General features: G+C 36.8%; 24 protein-coding genes, 1 tRNA gene and 1 other annotated feature. Of the genes, 21 read left to right on the top strand and 4 right to left on the bottom strand.

The window, feature by feature from the left end; all coding sequences use genetic code 11:
* Positions 1–47: 47 nt before the first annotated feature.
* Positions 48–121, bottom strand: a tRNA-Arg gene (locus AC4BB7_RS13705).
* 172 nt (positions 122–293) lie between these two features.
* Positions 294–373: a sequence feature (ribosomal protein L21 leader region), on the top strand.
* Positions 374–392: 19 nt separating this feature from the next.
* On the opposite strand from AC4BB7_RS13705, the gene rplU reads away from it, so the two are divergent.
* The 6 genes from rplU to AC4BB7_RS13675 all read left to right on the top strand — a co-directional run bounded on the left by rplU (position 393) and on the right by AC4BB7_RS13675 (position 2,984).
* The gene (rplU, locus tag AC4BB7_RS13700; RefSeq protein ID WP_010762829.1) at positions 393–701 is read left to right on the top strand and encodes a 50S ribosomal protein L21; all 309 of its coding nucleotides are present in this window, start codon (positions 393–395) and stop codon (positions 699–701) included.
* Positions 702–735: 34 nt separating this feature from the next.
* Positions 736–1,080, top strand: coding sequence for a ribosomal-processing cysteine protease Prp (locus AC4BB7_RS13695; RefSeq protein ID WP_086314026.1), 345 nt, complete (start codon positions 736–738; stop codon positions 1,078–1,080).
* Positions 1,081–1,092: 12 nt separating this feature from the next.
* On the top strand, positions 1,093–1,380 hold the full coding sequence (gene rpmA, locus AC4BB7_RS13690; protein WP_010762831.1) for a 50S ribosomal protein L27: 288 nt from the start codon (positions 1,093–1,095) through the stop codon (positions 1,378–1,380).
* A 164-nt stretch (positions 1,381–1,544) separates the two neighbouring features.
* Entirely contained in the window at positions 1,545–2,012 is a 468-nt protein-coding gene (locus AC4BB7_RS13685; RefSeq protein WP_086314025.1) for a DUF2798 domain-containing protein, read from the top strand.
* 166 nt (positions 2,013–2,178) lie between these two features.
* On the top strand, positions 2,179–2,583 hold the full coding sequence (locus tag AC4BB7_RS13680) for a pyridoxamine 5'-phosphate oxidase family protein (protein WP_086314024.1): 405 nt from the start codon (positions 2,179–2,181) through the stop codon (positions 2,581–2,583).
* Positions 2,584–2,837: 254 nt separating this feature from the next.
* Positions 2,838–2,984: a hypothetical protein gene (locus tag AC4BB7_RS13675; RefSeq protein ID WP_490483396.1), complete on the top strand. Its 147-nt coding sequence runs from the start codon at positions 2,838–2,840 to the stop codon at positions 2,982–2,984.
* A gap of 125 nt (positions 2,985–3,109) precedes the next feature.
* On the opposite strand, the gene AC4BB7_RS13670 is transcribed toward AC4BB7_RS13675, so the two are convergent.
* Positions 3,110–3,919 (bottom strand): metallophosphoesterase, encoded by an 810-nt coding sequence (locus AC4BB7_RS13670; RefSeq protein WP_490483395.1) that lies wholly within the window; start codon positions 3,917–3,919, stop codon positions 3,110–3,112.
* Positions 3,920–4,093: 174 nt separating this feature from the next.
* On the opposite strand from AC4BB7_RS13670, the gene AC4BB7_RS13665 reads away from it, so the two are divergent.
* The 10 genes from AC4BB7_RS13665 (at position 4,094) to recN (ending at position 13,196) form a co-directional block, all read left to right on the top strand.
* Positions 4,094–5,158 (top strand): M24 family metallopeptidase, encoded by a 1,065-nt coding sequence (locus AC4BB7_RS13665; RefSeq protein ID WP_490483394.1) that lies wholly within the window; start codon positions 4,094–4,096, stop codon positions 5,156–5,158.
* A gap of 263 nt (positions 5,159–5,421) precedes the next feature.
* A complete protein-coding gene (locus AC4BB7_RS13660; protein WP_010771224.1) occupies positions 5,422–5,847 on the top strand; it encodes an Asp23/Gls24 family envelope stress response protein in 426 nt (141 codons plus the stop codon).
* A complete protein-coding gene (nusB, locus tag AC4BB7_RS13655; RefSeq protein ID WP_170922974.1) occupies positions 5,840–6,289 on the top strand; it encodes a transcription antitermination factor NusB in 450 nt (149 codons plus the stop codon). The genes AC4BB7_RS13660 and nusB overlap by 8 nt, the downstream gene beginning before the upstream one ends.
* Before the next feature lie 332 nt (positions 6,290–6,621).
* Positions 6,622–7,467, top strand: a complete 846-nt coding sequence (locus AC4BB7_RS13650; protein ID WP_086314019.1) for a bifunctional methylenetetrahydrofolate dehydrogenase/methenyltetrahydrofolate cyclohydrolase — start codon at positions 6,622–6,624, stop codon at positions 7,465–7,467.
* A 9-nt stretch (positions 7,468–7,476) separates the two neighbouring features.
* Positions 7,477–8,820 (top strand): exodeoxyribonuclease VII large subunit, encoded by a 1,344-nt coding sequence (gene xseA, locus AC4BB7_RS13645; RefSeq protein ID WP_086314018.1) that lies wholly within the window; start codon positions 7,477–7,479, stop codon positions 8,818–8,820.
* 4 nt (positions 8,821–8,824) lie between these two features.
* Positions 8,825–9,064, top strand: coding sequence for an exodeoxyribonuclease VII small subunit (locus tag AC4BB7_RS13640; RefSeq protein WP_490483393.1), 240 nt, complete (start codon positions 8,825–8,827; stop codon positions 9,062–9,064).
* Positions 9,064–9,954, top strand: coding sequence for a polyprenyl synthetase family protein (locus AC4BB7_RS13635; RefSeq protein WP_490483392.1), 891 nt, complete (start codon positions 9,064–9,066; stop codon positions 9,952–9,954). Before AC4BB7_RS13640 ends, AC4BB7_RS13635 begins: the two co-directional genes overlap by 1 nt.
* A 13-nt stretch (positions 9,955–9,967) precedes the next feature.
* The gene (locus tag AC4BB7_RS13630) at positions 9,968–10,783 is read left to right on the top strand and encodes a TlyA family RNA methyltransferase (protein WP_086314015.1); all 816 of its coding nucleotides are present in this window, start codon (positions 9,968–9,970) and stop codon (positions 10,781–10,783) included.
* Between the two features lie 254 nt (positions 10,784–11,037).
* Complete coding sequence (locus tag AC4BB7_RS13625) at positions 11,038–11,487, top strand: arginine repressor (RefSeq protein ID WP_086314014.1); 450 nt, start codon at positions 11,038–11,040, stop codon at positions 11,485–11,487.
* Between the two features lie 17 nt (positions 11,488–11,504).
* The gene (gene recN, locus AC4BB7_RS13620; RefSeq protein WP_086314013.1) at positions 11,505–13,196 is read left to right on the top strand and encodes a DNA repair protein RecN; all 1,692 of its coding nucleotides are present in this window, start codon (positions 11,505–11,507) and stop codon (positions 13,194–13,196) included.
* Positions 13,197–13,342: 146 nt separating this feature from the next.
* Here the strand turns inward: recN and AC4BB7_RS13615 are convergent, their stop codons facing one another.
* Positions 13,343–13,456 carry a DUF4044 domain-containing protein gene (locus AC4BB7_RS13615; protein WP_490483391.1) on the bottom strand — a complete coding sequence of 38 codons (114 nt, stop codon included), beginning with the start codon at positions 13,454–13,456 and terminating at the stop codon, positions 13,343–13,345.
* Positions 13,457–13,527: 71 nt separating this feature from the next.
* A complete protein-coding gene (locus tag AC4BB7_RS13610) occupies positions 13,528–14,484 on the bottom strand; it encodes a magnesium transporter CorA family protein (protein ID WP_490483390.1) in 957 nt (318 codons plus the stop codon).
* A gap of 185 nt (positions 14,485–14,669) precedes the next feature.
* Between AC4BB7_RS13610 and AC4BB7_RS13605 the strand changes: the two genes are divergently transcribed.
* The 5 genes from AC4BB7_RS13605 (at position 14,670) to AC4BB7_RS13585 (ending at position 19,018) form a co-directional block, all read left to right on the top strand.
* Entirely contained in the window at positions 14,670–15,041 is a 372-nt protein-coding gene (locus tag AC4BB7_RS13605; RefSeq protein WP_010764034.1) for a DUF3397 domain-containing protein, read from the top strand.
* Between the two features lie 282 nt (positions 15,042–15,323).
* Positions 15,324–15,755 carry a division/cell wall cluster transcriptional repressor MraZ gene (gene mraZ / locus AC4BB7_RS13600; RefSeq protein ID WP_010762855.1) on the top strand — a complete coding sequence of 144 codons (432 nt, stop codon included), beginning with the start codon at positions 15,324–15,326 and terminating at the stop codon, positions 15,753–15,755.
* A gap of 13 nt (positions 15,756–15,768) precedes the next feature.
* On the top strand, positions 15,769–16,728 hold the full coding sequence (gene rsmH, locus AC4BB7_RS13595) for a 16S rRNA (cytosine(1402)-N(4))-methyltransferase RsmH (RefSeq protein ID WP_490483389.1): 960 nt from the start codon (positions 15,769–15,771) through the stop codon (positions 16,726–16,728).
* 16 nt (positions 16,729–16,744) lie between these two features.
* Positions 16,745–17,146, top strand: a complete 402-nt coding sequence (gene ftsL / locus AC4BB7_RS13590; protein ID WP_086314011.1) for a cell division protein FtsL — start codon at positions 16,745–16,747, stop codon at positions 17,144–17,146.
* Positions 17,147–19,018 carry a peptidoglycan D,D-transpeptidase FtsI family protein gene (locus AC4BB7_RS13585; RefSeq protein WP_490483388.1) on the top strand — a complete coding sequence of 624 codons (1,872 nt, stop codon included), beginning with the start codon at positions 17,147–17,149 and terminating at the stop codon, positions 19,016–19,018.
* Positions 19,019–19,041 lie beyond the last annotated feature (23 nt).

The following is a 19,041-nucleotide window of genomic DNA, read 5'->3' as shown; positions in this document are numbered from 1 at the left end:
CAACCGTTTAACAGGTTGGTGTTTTTTGTGATACACGCTTAAAATAATACGCCAAGAGAGATTCGAACTCCCGACCGCTCGCTTAGAAGGCGAGTGCTCTATCCAGCTGAGCTATTGGCGCAAAATGTTAACGCAACAGAGTTTATTATAATGAACATGGAAAACAAAGTCAATCATAAATTAGAAATAACAACAAAGTTTTTTTGAAAAGTAGTTTATATCACTAGATCACTAAGTTTTTATTGACTCTCACTCTTTATTTTGATATGATATTAATGTTGTAATTGTGGACTCCACAGCTACAACCGCACAGAACAAGTTTTTGTAAGCACAACAATCGTTGTCACTTGGGATGGCGAGTCTAAGTCTAGAAGAAGGAGGTGCTGTATAGCATGTACGCAATTATCAAAACTGGTGGTAAACAAGTAAAAGTTGAGGTAGGTCAAGCGATTTACGTTGAAAAATTAGACGTAGAAGCTGGCGAAAAAGTTGTTTTTGACGAAGTTATCTTAGTGGGTGGCGAATCTACGAAAGTAGGAGCTCCAACTGTCGCAGGTGCAACTGTCGAAGGAACTGTAGAAAAACACGGCAAACAAAAGAAAGTCGTGACTTTCAAATACAAACCTAAAAAACACACTCACCGCAAACAAGGTCACCGTCAACCATATACAAAAGTTGTAATCAACGCAATTAACGCATAATTCTTTTAAGTTGCATAGGAAAGAAGGCCTATCAATGATTAAAAGTTCTTTTAAACGAAATGGCGCAGGTCAAATCGTTTCATTTGAAGTCTCAGGGCATGCGGAATCAGGTCCATATGGCAGCGATATCGTTTGTGCAGCAGTTTCTGCTTTAACGATTAGCACTGTCAACGGTATTGATGCATTAGCTGGCTTTGAACCGATTGTTGAAACCAACGAAGATGAAGGTGGTTACCTTTATGTTGAAGTGATTTCAAATACCAATCAGGAACAAACCAACATAGCCCAAATTCTCTTGGAAAACCTTTTATTGGGTCTACAAGCAGTTGAGCAAGAAAATCTTGAATTTATTCAAGTCAAAACCATAAATGAAAAATAGGAGGTGCAGACTATGTTATTAAACATGAATTTACAATTATTCGCCCACAAAAAAGGTGGAGGTTCTACTTCCAACGGACGTGATTCAGAATCTAAACGCCTAGGTGCTAAAAGTGCTGATGGACAAACAGTAACTGGTGGATCAATTTTATACCGTCAACGCGGAACTAAAATTTACCCAGGTGCTAACGTAGGTATTGGCGGAGATGACACTTTATTTGCTAAAGTAGACGGCGTAGTACGTTTTGAACGTAAAGGCCGTGACAAAAAACAAGTGTCTGTTTACCCAGTAGCTCAATAATTTTTGAACTGATTTGCTCTATCTTTTATCTAAGGATAGAGCTTTTTTTGCGCCCTCAGGCACTTATTTCTACTCCAATCAGTATCATTAAAAAATTTTAACTTACGAGAAAAATTATTTTATGGTAGCATAAACTCTGTTATTAAAAAAAGAGGAGTGTATGTATGCCACAAAACAAAAAAGAAGGAATTTTCTTCACAACGATTGTCTGTTTTTCTATGGTGATGTCAATGAGCGCCTATAATCTTTTATTACATGGACAATTTTCATTAAGCAATTTATTTGGTGGATTGATACCAGGATTTATTGTAGCGTTTCTATTTGATGTCTTAATTGTTTCGTCACCAGCTAAAAAAATTGCTTTTGCTTTACCTATCAATAAAGAGAAAAAAATCCAGATGATCATTGCTGTTTCTAGTTGCATGGTTTTAGGAATGGTTTTTTTCATGTCGATGTATGGTGTTTTTATGCAATTTGGTTTCACAGAAAACTTCCTAAGTTATTATGTAGATGCCTTTGCTAAAAACCTTATTATGGCATTGCCGTTGCAGTTATTACTTGTGGGCCCGATCTGTAGAATGATTTTAAGCACGAGCCGACAAAGTAATTGGCTAAAAGAAACGAATGATTAAATAAATTAATAGAAGAGCTTGGATCAAAAGTGGTCATTCCTTTTTGTTTCAACCTTCTATTTTTTTTATTTAGGGGAAAGTTCATTTAAAAGAGGGTCCAGCTTTCCTAAATTGATATAAAATTGTTATAATTAGTAGAAACTTGATTAATAGGGGGCCTTCAATAATGGAAATACATGAGCGAATTGTCAGGTTGTTAAATTCAAGTACCGTATTTTTGATTTCAACAATTGATAAACGTAATTTTCCAACGGTTATTGCTGTTTCTGAACCGTTATGGAGAGAAGGGTTGTTAAAGTTGCAGTTTTATTTGGACGGTAATGGTGAGACTGTCAAAAATATCCAAAATAACCCGAATGGATCTGTTTGCTGTTATGAGGAAATTAAACATGAAAGTCTGCTTTTAAAAGGGAAGTTGACCATTGAACAAGTTGAGTCAGTAGAAGCAATCGAACCTAAATTGTCAAGCTACCAAAAAGAATTAAATCACTCAGAACCTGTACTGGTTACATTTGAAACTTGGACAGCTAGGATACATATGGATAAAAAGACGAAAGATATCATTGTTTAGTATAGAGGAAAATTTAATACAATAGGATATAAGGAGCTGGGATAATGATCGATCTCTGCTCTTTTTATTTTTTCTAGTGTACTAAATATTCTTAATCAAATGTAATTGTTCTTCGTTTTTTCTTAATAAGTATTCATTATTTATTCGAAGATTTTTATGTTTCAGTTAAGTTCTTTTGGTTATAGTTAATTATAGCAACAGACGGAGACAAATTCTGAAAGTTGTTATCCATTTTATAGGAAGGGGGAATGGCGATGTACGCTGTAAAAGTATTACATGGGTATATTGGTAAAGACGGACAACGTACAAGAGATAAAGCGTGTGCTCGAATCTTTCAAACTAAAAACTATGCAGAAAAATTCGCTGAAAAAGTCGGCGGTCGTGTTAAGGTAATAGGATAAGTTTACAAACAAACGTGAGCGGGACATAACTTAAAGAGTCATATCCCGCTCACGTGGAATCCAAATAAACGATGGGAGCAGAAGCAATCCCTTCTGTCCCAACCTCGTTTGTTTGTAAAGAAAATCTAAACATAAAGGTCAAAAACAGCAATTTCTGGTGGAACTCTGAAACGAACTGGGATTTTTGTTGTGCCTAAACCTGTATTAACGTACAAAGTTGTGTCATTTGCTAAAGTATAAAAGCCTTCAAAATATTTTTCAGCCATGACATTTTTGATCGCAAAAAAAGGTAATCTCACTTGCCCACCATGACTATGACCAGATAAAATTAACTGAATATCGTGATCGAGTACTTCATCTGCTTTGTCAGGTTCGTGGCTTAGTAAAATAGTATAGTCACTTTGACGAGCGGCTAAGGTATCATCAATCAAAGAATTTCCTAACATTGAATCATCTAAACCGCCAATGTAGATTGATTTTTCGTTCGAAACTGGCACATTTACGCCAGAATTTTCAAGTAATTGAAAATCCGCTGCTGCTAAAATCTCAGGATAAATCCGAACAGCGCCACCGCCATAATCATGATTGCCCCAAACGGCATATTTTCCTAAAGGAGCATTTAGTCGACCTAATGCAGTAATGACCTCTTCTGTTGGGCCATATTCGGCATAATTATCAAATAAGTCGCCAGTAAACAAAATAATATCTGGTTTTTCGTTATTGACTTTTGTTACGATTTTTTCTAAATGGGAAACAGGATATTTTTCCTGAATATGAATGTCAGAAAGTTGAACGATTTTAATCGGCTTTTGTCCATCGTTGTTTCCTATAGTGTAGTTATGGGTGACAATTCTTTTCGGTTCTATAAAAAAAGCATAGAGAATCATGCCGATCATGGCTAATAAAAATAAATAAAAAAAGTAGCGTTTTTTCATTGGTAACCTCACTTTCAACTATAACTATAACGGAAAGAAATTAAAAAAAGGTAAAATCAGGCTTGTATCATAGAAACTTTAGAATAATTTAGAGGTTGCAGGTCTTCGGTGTTTTTCGAAATCATTATTTGTTATAATAGGAACGAACCTATTTTGGAAAGAAGGATGAAAAAAATGATGGTAAGAGTTAATAAATTAAGAGAATTAATGCGAAAAAATGATCTTTCGGGATTTTTGATCACAAGTCCGTACAATTTACGCTATTTAACAAATTTTACTGGCACAACTGGGCTCGCTGTGATTACTTTAGATAAAGCTTTTTTTGTAACAGATTTTCGGTATACGGAACAAGCAGCAGAGCAAGCACAAGGCTTTGAGATTGTTCAAAATACTGGTCCAATTTATGATGAAGTAGTAGCGATTGCAGAAAAAGAACAATTAGAAAATATGGCATTTGAAGAAACCTTTGTTAGTTTTGCAGAATATAGCTTACTAGAAGAAATCACGCCATGTGACTTAATTCCAGTGGCAGGTTTGATCGAAGAGCTACGTGAAGTTAAAGATGAAGAAGAAATTGCTATTATCGAAAAAGCCTGCAGCATTGCAGATCTTGGTTTTAAGCACATTTTAACAGTTATCAAACCGGGCATGACAGAAATTGAAATTGCGAACCAATTAGATTTTTATATGCGATCTTTAGGAGCTTCTGGTGTATCTTTTGAAACCATCGTTGCAAGTGGTGTTCGTTCCGCGATGCCTCATGGTGTGGCAAGTGAAAAAATCATTGAAAAAGGTGATTTGATCACGTTGGATTTCGGTTGTTATTATCAAGGATATGTTTCAGATATGACTAGAACTTTTGCAATCGGCGAACCGAACAGCAAATTAAAAGACATTTATCAAATCGTTTTAGAAGCACAATTAAAAGTATTGGACGAAGCTAAACCAGGACTAACTGGGATTCAGCTTGATGCGATTGCTCGTGATCACATTGCTTCTTATGGATATGGTGAAGCGTTTGGCCATAGTACAGGTCATGGAATCGGTTTAGAAATCCACGAAGGGCCAAATGTTTCCTTTAGAGCAGATAAACAATTTGTACCTGGGAATGTAATCACTGATGAACCTGGTATCTATTTAGCAGGTCTTGGCGGTGTCAGAATCGAGGATGATCTATTGATTACGAAAGAAGGAAATCGCGTCTTAACACACTCACCTAAAGAATTAATAATATTGTAAAAAATGATAAATGCTTTAGATGAGAACTATTTTCTACAGATAAACCATTTTCGCCCCATTTTCTCATAGTTTTTTTGGTAGCGAAACAAGCTAATTAATGATAAACTAAGAGAGAATGTAAACGTAGATAGGTAAATCAGTAAAAGTTTTGACAGACACGGGAAAGTTTCCTGCGCTAACGTTTGTTCTATCTAACTTTGCAGGCTCGTTCTCGGAAAAAAACAGGACAAGCCCGCATTGCTTTTATTATAAGGAGGATTAAAATGACTGAAGAAAAAAATCTAGTGATCAATACAAAAGATTCTTTAGGCGAAATCGTTATTGCGCCGGAGGTAATTGAAGTCATTATTGGTATTGCAGCATCTAAAGTCGATGGCGTATATGGTATGCGTGGAACATTTGCTAATAATGTAACAGAGTTTCTAGGCCGTGCTGCTCACGGTAAAGGCGTTTATTTAAGAGCGGAAGAAGAAGGCTTAAAAGTTGATATTTACTGTTACTTAAACTATGGCATCTCAGTACCTAAGGTAGCTTTAGAAATGCAAGATCGAGTGAAACAGCAAGTGCTGTTTATGACAGACATCGATTTAGTGGAAGTAAATATTCATGTAGTGGCAGTAGTTCCTGAGAAACTACCTGAACCAGATTTTGATGAATTATTCCCGGAAGATGAGGGAGAAAATGAGTAAGCCAAGTTTCACTCGTCATGAGATTCGTGAAAAAGCGCTTCAAGCGTTATTTCCTTTAGACTTTAATGTTGACTTAACCAAACAAGATGCGATTTCTTATGCGTTGGAGTTAGATAACCAAGAAATCATTAGTGAAGATGGGGAAGAGTTTGTCCCAACTTACTTAGATTTATTGGTAGGCGGCGTTTGTGATCGAAAAGCAGAACTTGACGAGATCATCAAAAAACATTTAGGAAACAACTGGTCGATTTCGCGTATCGCCAAGATGGATCTGATCATTTTACGTATGGCTATTTTTGAAATGCTATATGTCGGTGATGTGCCTAATACAGTTGCTTTAGATGAAGCAATTGAATTAGCTAAAAAGTATAGTGATGACCGTTCAAGAAAATTCGTAAATGGTGTTTTAGCCAATGTAATGAAAGATATTGATTCAAAGTAGAAATACTTTGAATCTTTTTTGTTGTGAATCACTACGACTGGCTCAGCCAGAGTAGATGATGAACAATACTTGGCGACCAAAGGGAGAGAAGTAACCTTACTAGTGAATCCCTACGCCGCGCTTCGATCTCATCAAATTCTAAGAGCTAAAGCTCTAAGAATTGAAGGACTACGACTGGCTCAGCCAGAGTAGATGATGAACAATACTTGGCGACCAAAGGGAGAGAAGTTTTATTGCTATACAATTCAAGGAGATAAGGATTATAGAGTGTTAAGACTAGCTGAATTATGCTAAAATAAAAGAATACAAACAAAAAATGAGGAGTGATCTTAATGGGAGAGTTAATCAATGGCCGCGAACTAGCAGATAAAATGCAGGCGCAAATCAAAGAAGAAGTGCAAGAACTTGAAAAAAAAGGTATCCGTCCTGGTTTAGTTGTTTTATTAGTGGGTGAAAATCCAGCAAGTCAAACATATGTAAAAAACAAAGATTTAGCTGCGGCTAAGATCGGTATTCGCTCGAAAATAGAACGTCTGCCTGAAACGATTTCAGAAGCAGATCTTTTAGCTGTGATCGAACAATATAATCAAGATCCAGACTACCACGGAATACTAGTTCAATTACCGTTGCCAAAACACATTGATGAAGAAAAAGTATTATTGGCTGTTGATCCTAAAAAAGATGTTGATGGTTTTCACCCAATGAACATGGGACAATTATTCATTGGTGAGCCAACGATGATCCCATGTACTCCGTATGGTATTATGAAAATGTTTGAAGCGTATGATATCGATCTAGAAGGCAAACGTGCCGTTGTGATCGGTCGAAGTAATATAGTTGGAAAACCAATGGCACAGCTTTTAATGATGAAAAATGCGACAGTTACGATTGCTCACTCAAGAACTGTAGATCTACCAGCGGTTGCTAGAGAAGCAGATATTTTAGTTGTTGCAATTGGCCGTGGCCACTTTGTGACAAAAGAATTTGTTAAACCAGGTGCAGTTGTGATCGACGTTGGCATGAATCGAGATGAGAATGGCAAGTTGATCGGTGATGTGAAATTTGATGAAGTGTCACCTATTGCAAGTTTTATCACGCCGGTACCCAAAGGCGTTGGCCCAATGACGATCACGATGTTGATGTACCAAACAGTAGAGGCCGCTAAAAAACAAAAGTAAGGTGAGAAGATGGAGCAGCAATATTTAACAGTTACTGCCTTAACCAAATATTTAAAACGCAAATTTGATGCTGATCCATACTTGGAACGGGTTTATTTGACGGGAGAAATTTCTAATTTTCGTCTACGTCCGAACGCTCATCAGTATTTTAGTTTAAAAGATGATGGCGCAAAGATTTCGGCAATCATGTTTAAATCGGCTTTCCAAAAGCTTAAATTTCAACCAAAAGAAGGTATGAAAGTACTGTTGGTTGGGCGGGTGTCGTTATACGAAAGCGGAGGTTCTTACCAAATTTATGTAGAACACATGGAACCTGATGGCGTTGGTGCGTTATACCAAGCATTGGCGGAGTTACGTGAAAAACTAGGGAAAGAAGGGTTATTTGAAGGCCCTAAAAAAATATTACCGAGATATCCGAAACGGATTGCAGTTGTTACCAGCCCTAGCGGGGCGGTTATCCGCGATATCATTACAACTGTAAAACGAAGATACCCTATCGCGCAACTAGTGCTATTTCCAACGTTAGTACAAGGAGATCAGGCAGCTGATGACATTGTCCGCAATATTCAGCGTATTGAAGAATTGGGGACATTCGATACAATGATCATTGGTCGCGGTGGCGGCTCGATCGAAGATTTGTGGCCATTTAATGAAGAACGAGTTGCTAGAGCAATTTATGAAGCGAAAACGCCAGTGATTTCTTCAGTTGGACATGAGACGGATGTGACGATTGCTGATATGGTTGCCGATGTCAGAGCGGCGACACCGACCGCAGCAGCTGAATTAGCCGTCCCTGTATTGAATGAAGAGCTTTTAAAGATTCAAGAACGGCAAACGCGTTTAGAGCAAAGCTTTCTCTATCAACTACAACAAAAAAATGACCGTTATCAACGTTTGAAAAATTCTTATGTATTTAAACAGCCAAATCGCCTATATGAGGGGCAAACAATTAAATTAGATCGAATTACGCAGCGTTTGATACAATCTATGGAAACTGTTTATCACCACAAACAACGGTCCGCCCAAGAGATCATCGCGCAATTTAGACAACAAACCCCGCAAGGTCAAATCAGAGAAGGGCAGCAACAACTGAAGTTTTTGAACAAATCTCTTCATGATCGAATGGAACAATATATGAAAGATAAAGAAAAACGATTTACTTCTGCTGTTCAACAATTAGATTTGTTGAGCCCTTTAAAAATTATGGGTCGTGGGTATAGTTATACCACGAAAGAGCAACAAGTAATCAAATCAGTCAACGAACTGAAATCTAAAGACAAAATTCAAATCCATTATGTAGATGGTGTAGTAGATACGGTGATCGACAAAATATCACCTGCTGAAGAGGAGTAAAAAGATGGCCAAAGAAAAAGCAGTCGAAAAAACATTTGAAGAATCATTAACTGAGTTAGAGGAAATAGTTCAGCGTTTAGAGCGTGGAGATGTCCCCTTAGAAGAAGCCTTAGCCGCTTTTCAAGAAGGGATGGCTTTAAGCAAACAGTGTCAAGATACGTTAGAAAAAGCTGAAAAGACACTGACAAAAGTCATGACAGAAAATAATCAAGAAGTCGCTTTTGAAGAAAGTGAGGAAAATTGATGGAAGCTTTCAATGATTTTCGTAAGCAGAGTTTGCCGCTTATTGAAAAAGAAATGGAAAATTTTATCAATGAATATACTGCAAATGACCACTTAAAAACGGCGATGTTATACTCCATTCATGCGGGAGGCAAACGATTTCGTCCACTTTTAGTATTAGCTGTGATTCGTTCCTTTAATAAAAAAGTACAGATTCATGATTACCAAGTCGCTGCAGCTTTAGAAATGATACACACATATTCGTTGATTCATGATGATCTGCCAGCAATGGATGATGACGACCTACGTCGTGGTAAAGCAACCAATCATAAAGTATTTGGTGAAGCACATGCGATTTTAGCTGGCGATGGGTTACTTACCGCCGCTTTTCAATTAATCGCTATTAGTCAAATTGAGCCGAACCAAAAAGTTTTGTTGATTCAGTTGCTGAGTAAAGCGGCAGGTACCCAAGGAATGGTTGCAGGACAGGCAGGAGATTTACAGGGAGAAGAGCGCTCATTATCCTTAAATGAGTTGGCGGATGTCCATGAAAAGAAGACGGGAGCCTTGATTGAGTTTGCGCTTTTAGCTGGTGGGATTTTAGCAGAACAACCAAAAGAAGTCGTTGACTTATTGGGTAGATTTGCGCAGCATTTAGGTTTAGCTTTTCAAATCAAAGACGACTTGCTGGATGCAACTAGTTCAGAAGAAGAATTAGGGAAGCAAGTTGGTCGAGATGAAGTTTTAAACAAGAGCACTTATCCAAGTTTACTTGGATTAGACGGCGCAAAACAAGCACTGGACGAACAATTAGAAAAAGGGCGCAGTACCCTAGAAACAATAAAACAGACAAGCTCGGAATTTCATTTGGAATTATTACTAGAATTATTAGAACAATTGCAGTTAGGATAGAAAGAAGGCACTTATGAAAAAAGAGCGCGTAGATATTTTAGCGTTTACCCAAGGATTATTTGAAACAAGAGAAAAAGCCAAACGTGCAGTGATGGCTGGACTAGTTTACAACGATAAAAATGAACGATTGGACAAGCCAGGAGAAAAAATTTTGCTTGAGACGCCTTTGCATGTAAAAGGGCAGACACTAGCCTATGTTTCTCGCGGTGGTTTGAAGTTGGAGAAAGCTCTGGAAGTTTTTGAAATTGATGTAACGGATAAAACCATGCTGGATATTGGAGCATCTACTGGAGGATTTACAGATGTTGCTCTACAAAATGGCGCTCGCTTGAGCTATGCGCTAGATGTTGGTTACAATCAATTAGCGTGGAAGATTCGTCAAGATGAACGAGTAGTTGTGATGGAACGGACGAATTTTAGATACAGCAAGCCAGAGGATTTTCAAGAAGGTATTCCAGATATTGCCACGATTGATGTCTCATTTATTTCTTTGAAATTGATTTTACCCCCGTTGCATGAAATTTTAAAAACTGGTGGTAAAGTAGTCGCTTTGATTAAACCCCAATTTGAAGCAGGTAAAGAGTTAGTCGGCAAAAAAGGGATCGTTCGTGAACCTGAGACCCATAAATTTGTTTTAAAGGATATTCTGTCTTTTGCACAAGGACATGGGTATTCAGTCAGCGGATTGGATTATTCACCTATTACTGGTGGAGAAGGAAATATCGAATTTTTAGCTTATTTAACTTCACGAGATGGCTCAGAAATTCAAGATCTTACAACAGAGATCAACACAGTTGTTGAAGCGGCTCACAAGAAATTGAAAAGCTAATTTATAAGATATATCAGTCAATAAAAGACGTAATCAGTAAGATTGAGAGAAAGCGCCCAGCGTTTTATTTCAGTCTTATTTTTTATACTTCCAAAATGAATAAAAATACGCTATGATAAAATGGAAATGAATCGATAAAAGTGTTTTTTTTTCATGACGACGTATGGGTGTAGAAAAGCTGACACTACCTTAAAACTCTAGTGCTGAAAGACTAAGAGTTGCAAAATGGATCGGTAAAAGAAGGAGAAACTATTATGAGGAAAAAAGATCGGCATCGTCTGATTACTCGTTTATTAGCTGATAAAAATATCCAGAAACAAGAAGACTTTGTTACTTACCTGCAAGAAAAAGGAATAGAAGTGACACAAGCAACGATTTCTCGAGATATCAAAGAGATGAAACTGATTAAAGTACCGTCCATAGATGGTGGCTATCGTTATAGTATTCCGGCAGAAACAAAGGAAGATACGTCTGTAAAATTAGAAAAGCTAATGAAAGATGCTTTTGTTTCGGTTGATCAAATGGAAAAGCAAGTTATTTTGCGTACTATACCAGGGAACGCTGCGGCAGCATCGAATTTAATAGAGAAGCACTATAAAGAGATCGTCTTTGCAGCACTCAATGACGATGATAGTGTATTGATCATTGCTCGCACTGAAAAAGATGCTGAATTTTTAAAAAATGAATTTTTCCGCTATTTATAAAATCGAGGTGAATAAGGATGCTGCAAGAACTTTCTGTTAATAATTTTGCGATCATATCTTCTTTACAATTAGAATTTCAGATGGGAATGACTGTTCTAACTGGAGAAACCGGTGCTGGGAAATCAATTATTATTGATGCGATGGGATTATTGACGGGTGGTCGAGGATCGAGTGATTACATTCGTCAAGGCGCTTCTAAATGTACTTTGGAAGGTCTTTTCACAATGCCGAAAAATCAAGAATTAGTTAATATTCTGGAAGAATTAGGGATTGAGACAGATGAAGAATCAATTGTGATTCAGCGAGATATCTCAACCTCAGGTAAGAATGTCTGTCGAGTTAATGGCAGAATCATCAATATCGCAAATTTACGAAAAATCGGTGAATTTTTAGTAGATATCCACGGTCAGAACGAACATCAAGAATTGATGCAGAGTGAAAAACACTTAGGGATGTTGGATGATTTTGGTGGCAAAGAGCTATTTAAGATAAAAGAGCAGTATGAAGGGATTTACTCAGAGTATCGCTTGATTGAAAAAAAGGTTAGAAATAGACAGAAAAATGAAAAAGAATTTGCGCAACGAATGGATATGTTGCAGTTTCAAAGTGATGAGATTGCTACAGCTGAACTTGTTTTAGGTGAAGAAGAGCAATTGATCGAAGAACGAAATAAGCTAGGGAATTTCCAAAAAATTGCGGATGCTTTAGCTGCGAGCTATGAAGCAGTCAATGGGGATGGCGACAGCAGTTTAGACAAGATTGGTTATGCGATGAATGAATTACTATCGATCGAGATGCTTGATCCAGAATATAAAGCGATATCGGAAGCCGTTCAAAATAGTTATTATCTGTTACAAGAAGCTAGTGGCGATTTATCTCGACACATCGATAGTTTAGAATTAGATGAAAACCGATTGAACGAAGTGGAAACTAGACTGGAACTTATTCGACAGATGAAAAGAAAGTATGGCGAATCGATTGAATCTATTCTTGATTACTATCAGGAAATCACACAAGAATTAGCTGATGCTGATTTTTTGGAAGGTCGAACTGGTGAGTTAGAAACGCTATTAGTCGAAAAGAAAAATCAAGTCATTGAAAAAGGGTTGCAATTACGAGAAATCAGAAAAAAAATTGCTAAAAAACTGGAAAAAAACATCTTAAAAGAATTAAAAGAATTGTATATGGAGCGGACGGAATTTGATATCCGTTTTACAGAATTACCAGAGGAACAGTTCACAGAAGAAGGCCTGGAGCAAGTTGAATTTTATATCACAACGAATCCAGGAGAACCGTTAAAACCTCTTGTAAGAGTGGCTTCGGGTGGAGAACTATCTCGTGTGATGTTGGCATTGAAAACAATTTTTTCTAAATCACAAGGAATTACTAGTATTGTTTTTGATGAAGTGGATACTGGGGTCAGTGGGCGAGTTGCACAAGCAATCGCAGATAAAATCTATCAGATTTCTGAAGATTCACAAGTGCTATGTATCACACATCTTCCTCAAGTAGCAGCTGTGGCAGATTATCAATATTTTATCGAAAAAGAAATTATTGGTGAGCGAACAGAAACGAAAGTTAGAAGACTGAAAGAAGACGAACGAGTAGCAGAAATTGCTCGTATGCTTTCAGGTAGTGAGATTACTAAGTTGACGGTTGAACATGCAAAAGAATTATTGAATATGGCTGGAAACGAACGTAGAGGCTAGCGAAAATAAAAAACTCTTTATTGAAGCATACTAAGAGAAGTAGCTGGATAAAGAGTTTTTTTTTGTTGATCTAAAAATTAGTCAAAAAAAGGGAGAAGCAAGGGTGTTAGACACCTAGCTTACTCCTCCATAGTTTATTTAGTTGATTATCTTAAACTCATTATAGCAGTCAGTACTGTTGAGCCGGCAATGGCGATTAGCATCAACCAAACAACGACTTTAGTGACTTTAGAAAACGTGCTTGTCTTTTTATCGTTCATTGATTATACACATCCTTATTCTTTACTTTCTCCATTCTACATCCTTTTGTTAAAATCAGCAACAAGAAATTTTACAAAAGGTTTCGTTTTTTTAGCCGTCGAATCACAAAAATACAGGTTGCGGTCGTAACGATAAAGATCCAGAAAAAGGCATCTTCTCGATTAGCGAAAGGTAATTTTACATTCATACCAAAGATCCCGCCAATAATCGTAGGGATTGTTAGAACGATCGTTAGAGAAGTTAAGATTTTCATTACATTGTTCAGGTTATTAGAAACAATTGCTGAGAAGGTATCGCTAACTTTATCAACAAGTTTGAGCTGAATTTTAGTAGTTGTTGCGGCTTGTTTTGTTTCTACCAAAATATCATGGAGTCGTGGTAGGTGAGCTCTAGGGTCTGTAAAGATCCTGGCGTTGTATAGCATATTTAGAACCTCTAAATTAGAATTTATGGCAGACTCAAAATAGACTAAACTTTTTTGAATATCCATCATTTGATATAGTTGACTATTTTCGGTTGAAACTTTTAATTCACCTTCGAGTTTATTCGTTTGTTTGATTAGTTCTTTTAAAAAACGGTTGTAACAGGTTGATATTTGCCATGATAAATATAGAATCAAAGTTTCTTGGATAGGTAACTCACTATCGGGGACAGCTTGGGTAAAGATTTGTTTTAAGAAATCAGCTGAATTATTGATAACTGTGATCACTTTTCCATCTGTCGTTAAAATAATCGCGAATGGGAACGTATCTAGCTGCGTATATCCACTAGGACTGATTGTTGCGTGAGGATATTGAAGTAGCATCAAAGCAGGTTGTTCTAAAGTGTTTTGATGCAACCCTTCAAATCGAGAATTTTCGTTATCATCCAGTACACCTGTGATATAATCTTTAGGGAGTTTATAGGTCGTGACTAATTGGTTGATTTCTTCTTCAGTTGGTTTTTCTACAGAGAGCCAGACTGTTTCATCTGTGTCAGTTTGAGAAGGAACCAACATACCCTGTTCTATTTTTAAATAATTGATCAAAATGCCACCTCATTTTTTTAATAAAGCTACTCAATTCTATTATAATAGAGTCGGAGTGTTTTTGGGAAGGAAAGCTCTTTTTATTTGGTATTATTTAGGCACGAACTTTTAAACGAAATGAAACATCAGTGTAAAGAAAATAAAGTATAGTTAACACAATGTGTTACGAAAGGAATTGTTAGGAAATGGTGTCGTTTTCAGTCATTATGCTTTTTTGGTATGTTTTTCCAGTTATTGTCTTATTTGCGTGTAATTTTATTATTTCAACGTTTTCGTTGACAGAGCGTTTTAAGGTGAAAGCGCCGGATATTTCAATTCCATTTTTATTCATAGGACTAAATGAATTGTCAAAAGATAGTTATGGGCAATCAATTGTTCCTTATATGGTTATTTCAGTTTTACTCTTAGGGATTTGTGTAGCAGTATTTCAAGCATATTATTACGGAGAGATTTTATATGGTAGATATTTTAAGATGTTTTGGCGCTTAGTGTTTCTTTTGAGCTTAATTTTATATGCAGTACTGATTTTACTGAATATTGTTCATTATTTTTCATAAAAATTGAAATGGTGGAGGAGTGGATCCCCTCCACTTTGTCCCACCATTTTATTTTGTAATATTTTTATGAGAAATTCAACATAAAAATTTGGGATGAAAATCCTTTGAAAGTCAATTACATAGGTATTGATACCGCTTTTTTAGAAAAAGAGTGTCATCTTGAAATATTACAAACTTTTTAAATAACCATTAAAAGAAGGAAGATTTACTGTTTTTGGTGGTAGAAAGTGGCGGGATGTGGTAGACTGTTTCTATCAAGTGGAAAAGTGGGGAAAATTGGCTATGTTTATGGGTGAATTTCAACATAATATAGATGCCAAAGGCCGACTCATCGTACCTGCTAAATTTCGTGACCAATTAGGTGAGAAGTTTGTAGTGACTAGGGGAATGGATGGCTGTTTATTTGGTTATCCAATGTCCGAATGGGAACAACTAGAGGAAAAATTAAAAGAAATGCCTCTAGCTAAGAAGGATGCCCGTACATTTGTCCGCTTTTTTTACTCGGCTGCTACAGAATGTGAGATCGATAAACAAGGCAGAATCAATATCCCTGCTGCGCTTAGAACACATGGTAGTTTAGAAAAAGCTTGTGTGATCATCGGTGTTTCAAATCGAATCGAGATTTGGGATGAAGCTCGCTGGCAAGAATTTTCTACAGAAGCAGAAGAGAATTTTGATGAAATTGCAGAAACAATGATTGATTTTGGTTTTTAGAAAGAGGAGCATTATGACGGAAGATTTTCAGCACTATACTGTTTTATTAAAAGAGACAGTTGACGGCTTACATGTGAAAGAAGATGGTATTTACGTCGATTGCACATTGGGCGGCGCAGGTCATAGTGAGTATCTACTCTCGCAACTTGGCGAACAAGGACATTTATATGCGTTCGATCAAGACCAAAAAGCATTGGATTTCGCAGCACAACGATTAAAAAAATATATTGATCGAGGTATGGTGACCTTTATCAAGTCGAATTTCCGACATTTAAAGCAAGAATTAGCGAATCAAGAGATTTATCAAGTCGATGGTATTTTATACGACTTAGGTGTCTCTTCACCTCAGCTAGATGAAGCTGAACGTGGATTTAGCTATCACCAAGATGCACCGCTAGATATGCGGATGGATCAAGAAGCAGAATTATCTGCTTACGATGTAGTGAATGACTACAGTTATCATGAATTAGTGAAGATTTTCTTCCGTTACGGCGAAGAAAAATTCTCCAAACAAGTTGCTAGAGAAATCGAACGAGTACGTGCTAAGGCACCGATCGAGACAACTGGGGAACTAGTCGAAATTATTAAAGCAGCAATTCCAGCGCCAGCTAGACGTAAAGGCGGACATCCAGCAAAACGGATTTTCCAAGCAATTCGAATTGCAGTCAACGATGAACTGGGTGTTGTAGAAGAATCTCTGGAACAAGCGATTTCCTTATTAAATAAAAATGGTCGTATCAGTGTGATTACTTTTCATTCACTAGAAGATCGAATTGTAAAAAGCATGTTTAAAGAATATAGTACGATGCAGGATTTACCACCTGGACTACCAGTAGTTCCAGAGGAGTTTCAACCAGAATTAAAAGTAGTTACAAGAAAGCCGATTTTACCAGGTGAGACTGAATTGGCTGAGAATAATCGCTCACGAAGTGCAAAATTAAGAATTGCCGAAAAAGTTAAATTAAATTTATAAAGAAAGGGGTAACGACATGGCTGAGTTAAAAAAAGTGGAAGATTTTCAATACGATGTTCCAGTAATGGATGAACCAGTCATTGGTCCAGAAAATGAACCTAAAGTTCAACGAAATATAGACCTACCCCAATCTCCGAAAAGGAAGTTGAGAAATATCTCACTTTTAGAAAAGACTATCGGCTTTTTATTGTTAGTAGCGATTATTGGAATAGCGATTCTCACCATTCAAGTACGTACATCTATTACACAAATGACCAACCAAATTACTGAGACGCAAGCAACGATCCAAGAAAAAGAAGAAGCAGCTTTGAAATTAGAACAACAAAAAAATGAATTATCAAAAGCGGACCGCATCAAGGATGTTGCAAAAAAAGAAGGCCTTTCTGATAACATTGAAAATATAAGGAAAGTGAAATAAATGAGCATAAAAAATAAAATAAAGAATTTTGTCAAAAAGAAGAACTTAAATCCAATGAACAATCGTAAAAAAGTAGGCATTATTTTATTTGCTACGAGTATTGGATTGTTCTTTTTATTTGCCTTTAGATTAACGTATATTGTTGCTGTAGGAAAAGTTGCAGGAGTATCTTTGCCTGAAAAAACAGCGAATCTGTATCAAGGCAGTAGCGTCGTCAAAGCTAAAAGGGGTGCGATTTTGGACCGAAATGGAGTTGTGATTGCAGAAGATGCAACTTCATATTCTGTTTACGCTATTTTGTCAGAAACCTATTTAGGTGAAGAAAATAAAAAGCTTTACGCACAGAAAAAAGATTTTGATGCATTAGCAGAAATCTTGGATAGAAACACAGAGTTGTCCAAAGATGAAGCGTTGAAATATTTGAATGGTGGCGTAAATGAAGACGGTACAGTTAAGTTTCAAGTTGAGTTTGGGAATAGAGGCAAAAATATTACTCTAGAAACGAGACAAAAAATTGAAGAAGACTTGAAGAAAAGTAAACTTACAGGACTTTATTTTGAAGGACATCCCGCTAGGATTTACCCAAATGGAGTTTTTGCTTCTCATTTTATAGGCTATACTGATTCAGTTGATGCAGAAGATGATTCAAAAGGTTTAGTTGGGAAAATGGGGATAGAAGAATCCTATAATGATGTGTTAAAAGGACAAGATGGTAAGATCGACTACGAAAAAGATGTTTACGGTAACCCGCTTCCTGGAACGATTGCCAGTGAAAAGAAAGCTGTCGATGGGAAAGATATCTATACAACGATAGATAGTCGGATTCAAAGTCAATTAGAATCGTTAATGGATCCAGTTTTAGAAGAATACAAACCAGAAAACATGACAGCGATGTTAATGAAAGCAAAAACGGGTGAAATACTTGCTATGTCCCAACGTCCTTCATTTAATCCTGAAACAAAAGAAGGAATAAAAGAATGGCGTAATCTTTTAGTAGAAGATCGGTTTGAACCAGGGTCAACTATGAAACTTTTTACCTCAGCAGCAGCCATGCAAGAAGGGAAATTTAATCCTAATGCAACATTTGCATATCCAGCTGGCGGTTATGTATTAGATGATCGAACAGTAAATGACCATGACTTTGGTGCAGTTGGACCTTTGACATTCAGACAAGCAATCTCTTGGTCTAGTAATGTTGGGATGCTTACGTTAGAGCAATCGATGGATTCTTCTGGTCAAGTTTGGAAAAAATATTTAGAGAAGTTTGGTTTTGGGAAATCGACAAATTCAGGGTTGGCCGGAGAATCTGCTGGGGAACTTCCAGAAGATAACTGGGTCGATATAGCGATGTCATCATTTGGACAAGCGATCTCTGTAACGAATTTTCAAATGATGCAAGCTTATACAGCGATTGCCAATGATGGTTCAATGATCAAGCCGCAATATATTAGTAAGATTGTAGATAAAAATACTGGTGAAGAAAAAGTAACACAACCTGAAAAAGTGGGTCAACCAATAATAACGCCACAAGCAGCAAGTGATATTCGGACATATATGATCGATACAGTAGAAGATCCTAATTACGGTATTGCATATGATGTATATAAAGTCCCAGGCTATCATGTAGCAGCTAAAACAGGGACTGCTCAAATCACTGGAGAAAATGGTTATATGGCTGGGCTAACGGATTATACTTATTCTGTTGTAGAAATGGTGCCAGCTGATAATCCAGAGTATATTTTATATCTTACAATGAAAAAACCTCAAACTTATACAAGAGAGGCTCTTGCAAAAATTGCTAATCCATTGATGAAAGTTGTAATGGATTCAATGGATAGTGAATCAAACACAGTAGTGGAACCTGCTAAATAATGATTAAAATAGAAATGAAAAAG

Source organism: Enterococcus sp. AAFC-DPL-5182 (assembly GCF_058216605.1).
Note: the sequence above shows the minus strand (reverse complement) of the source record. Positions and strands in the feature narration are given on the sequence as shown.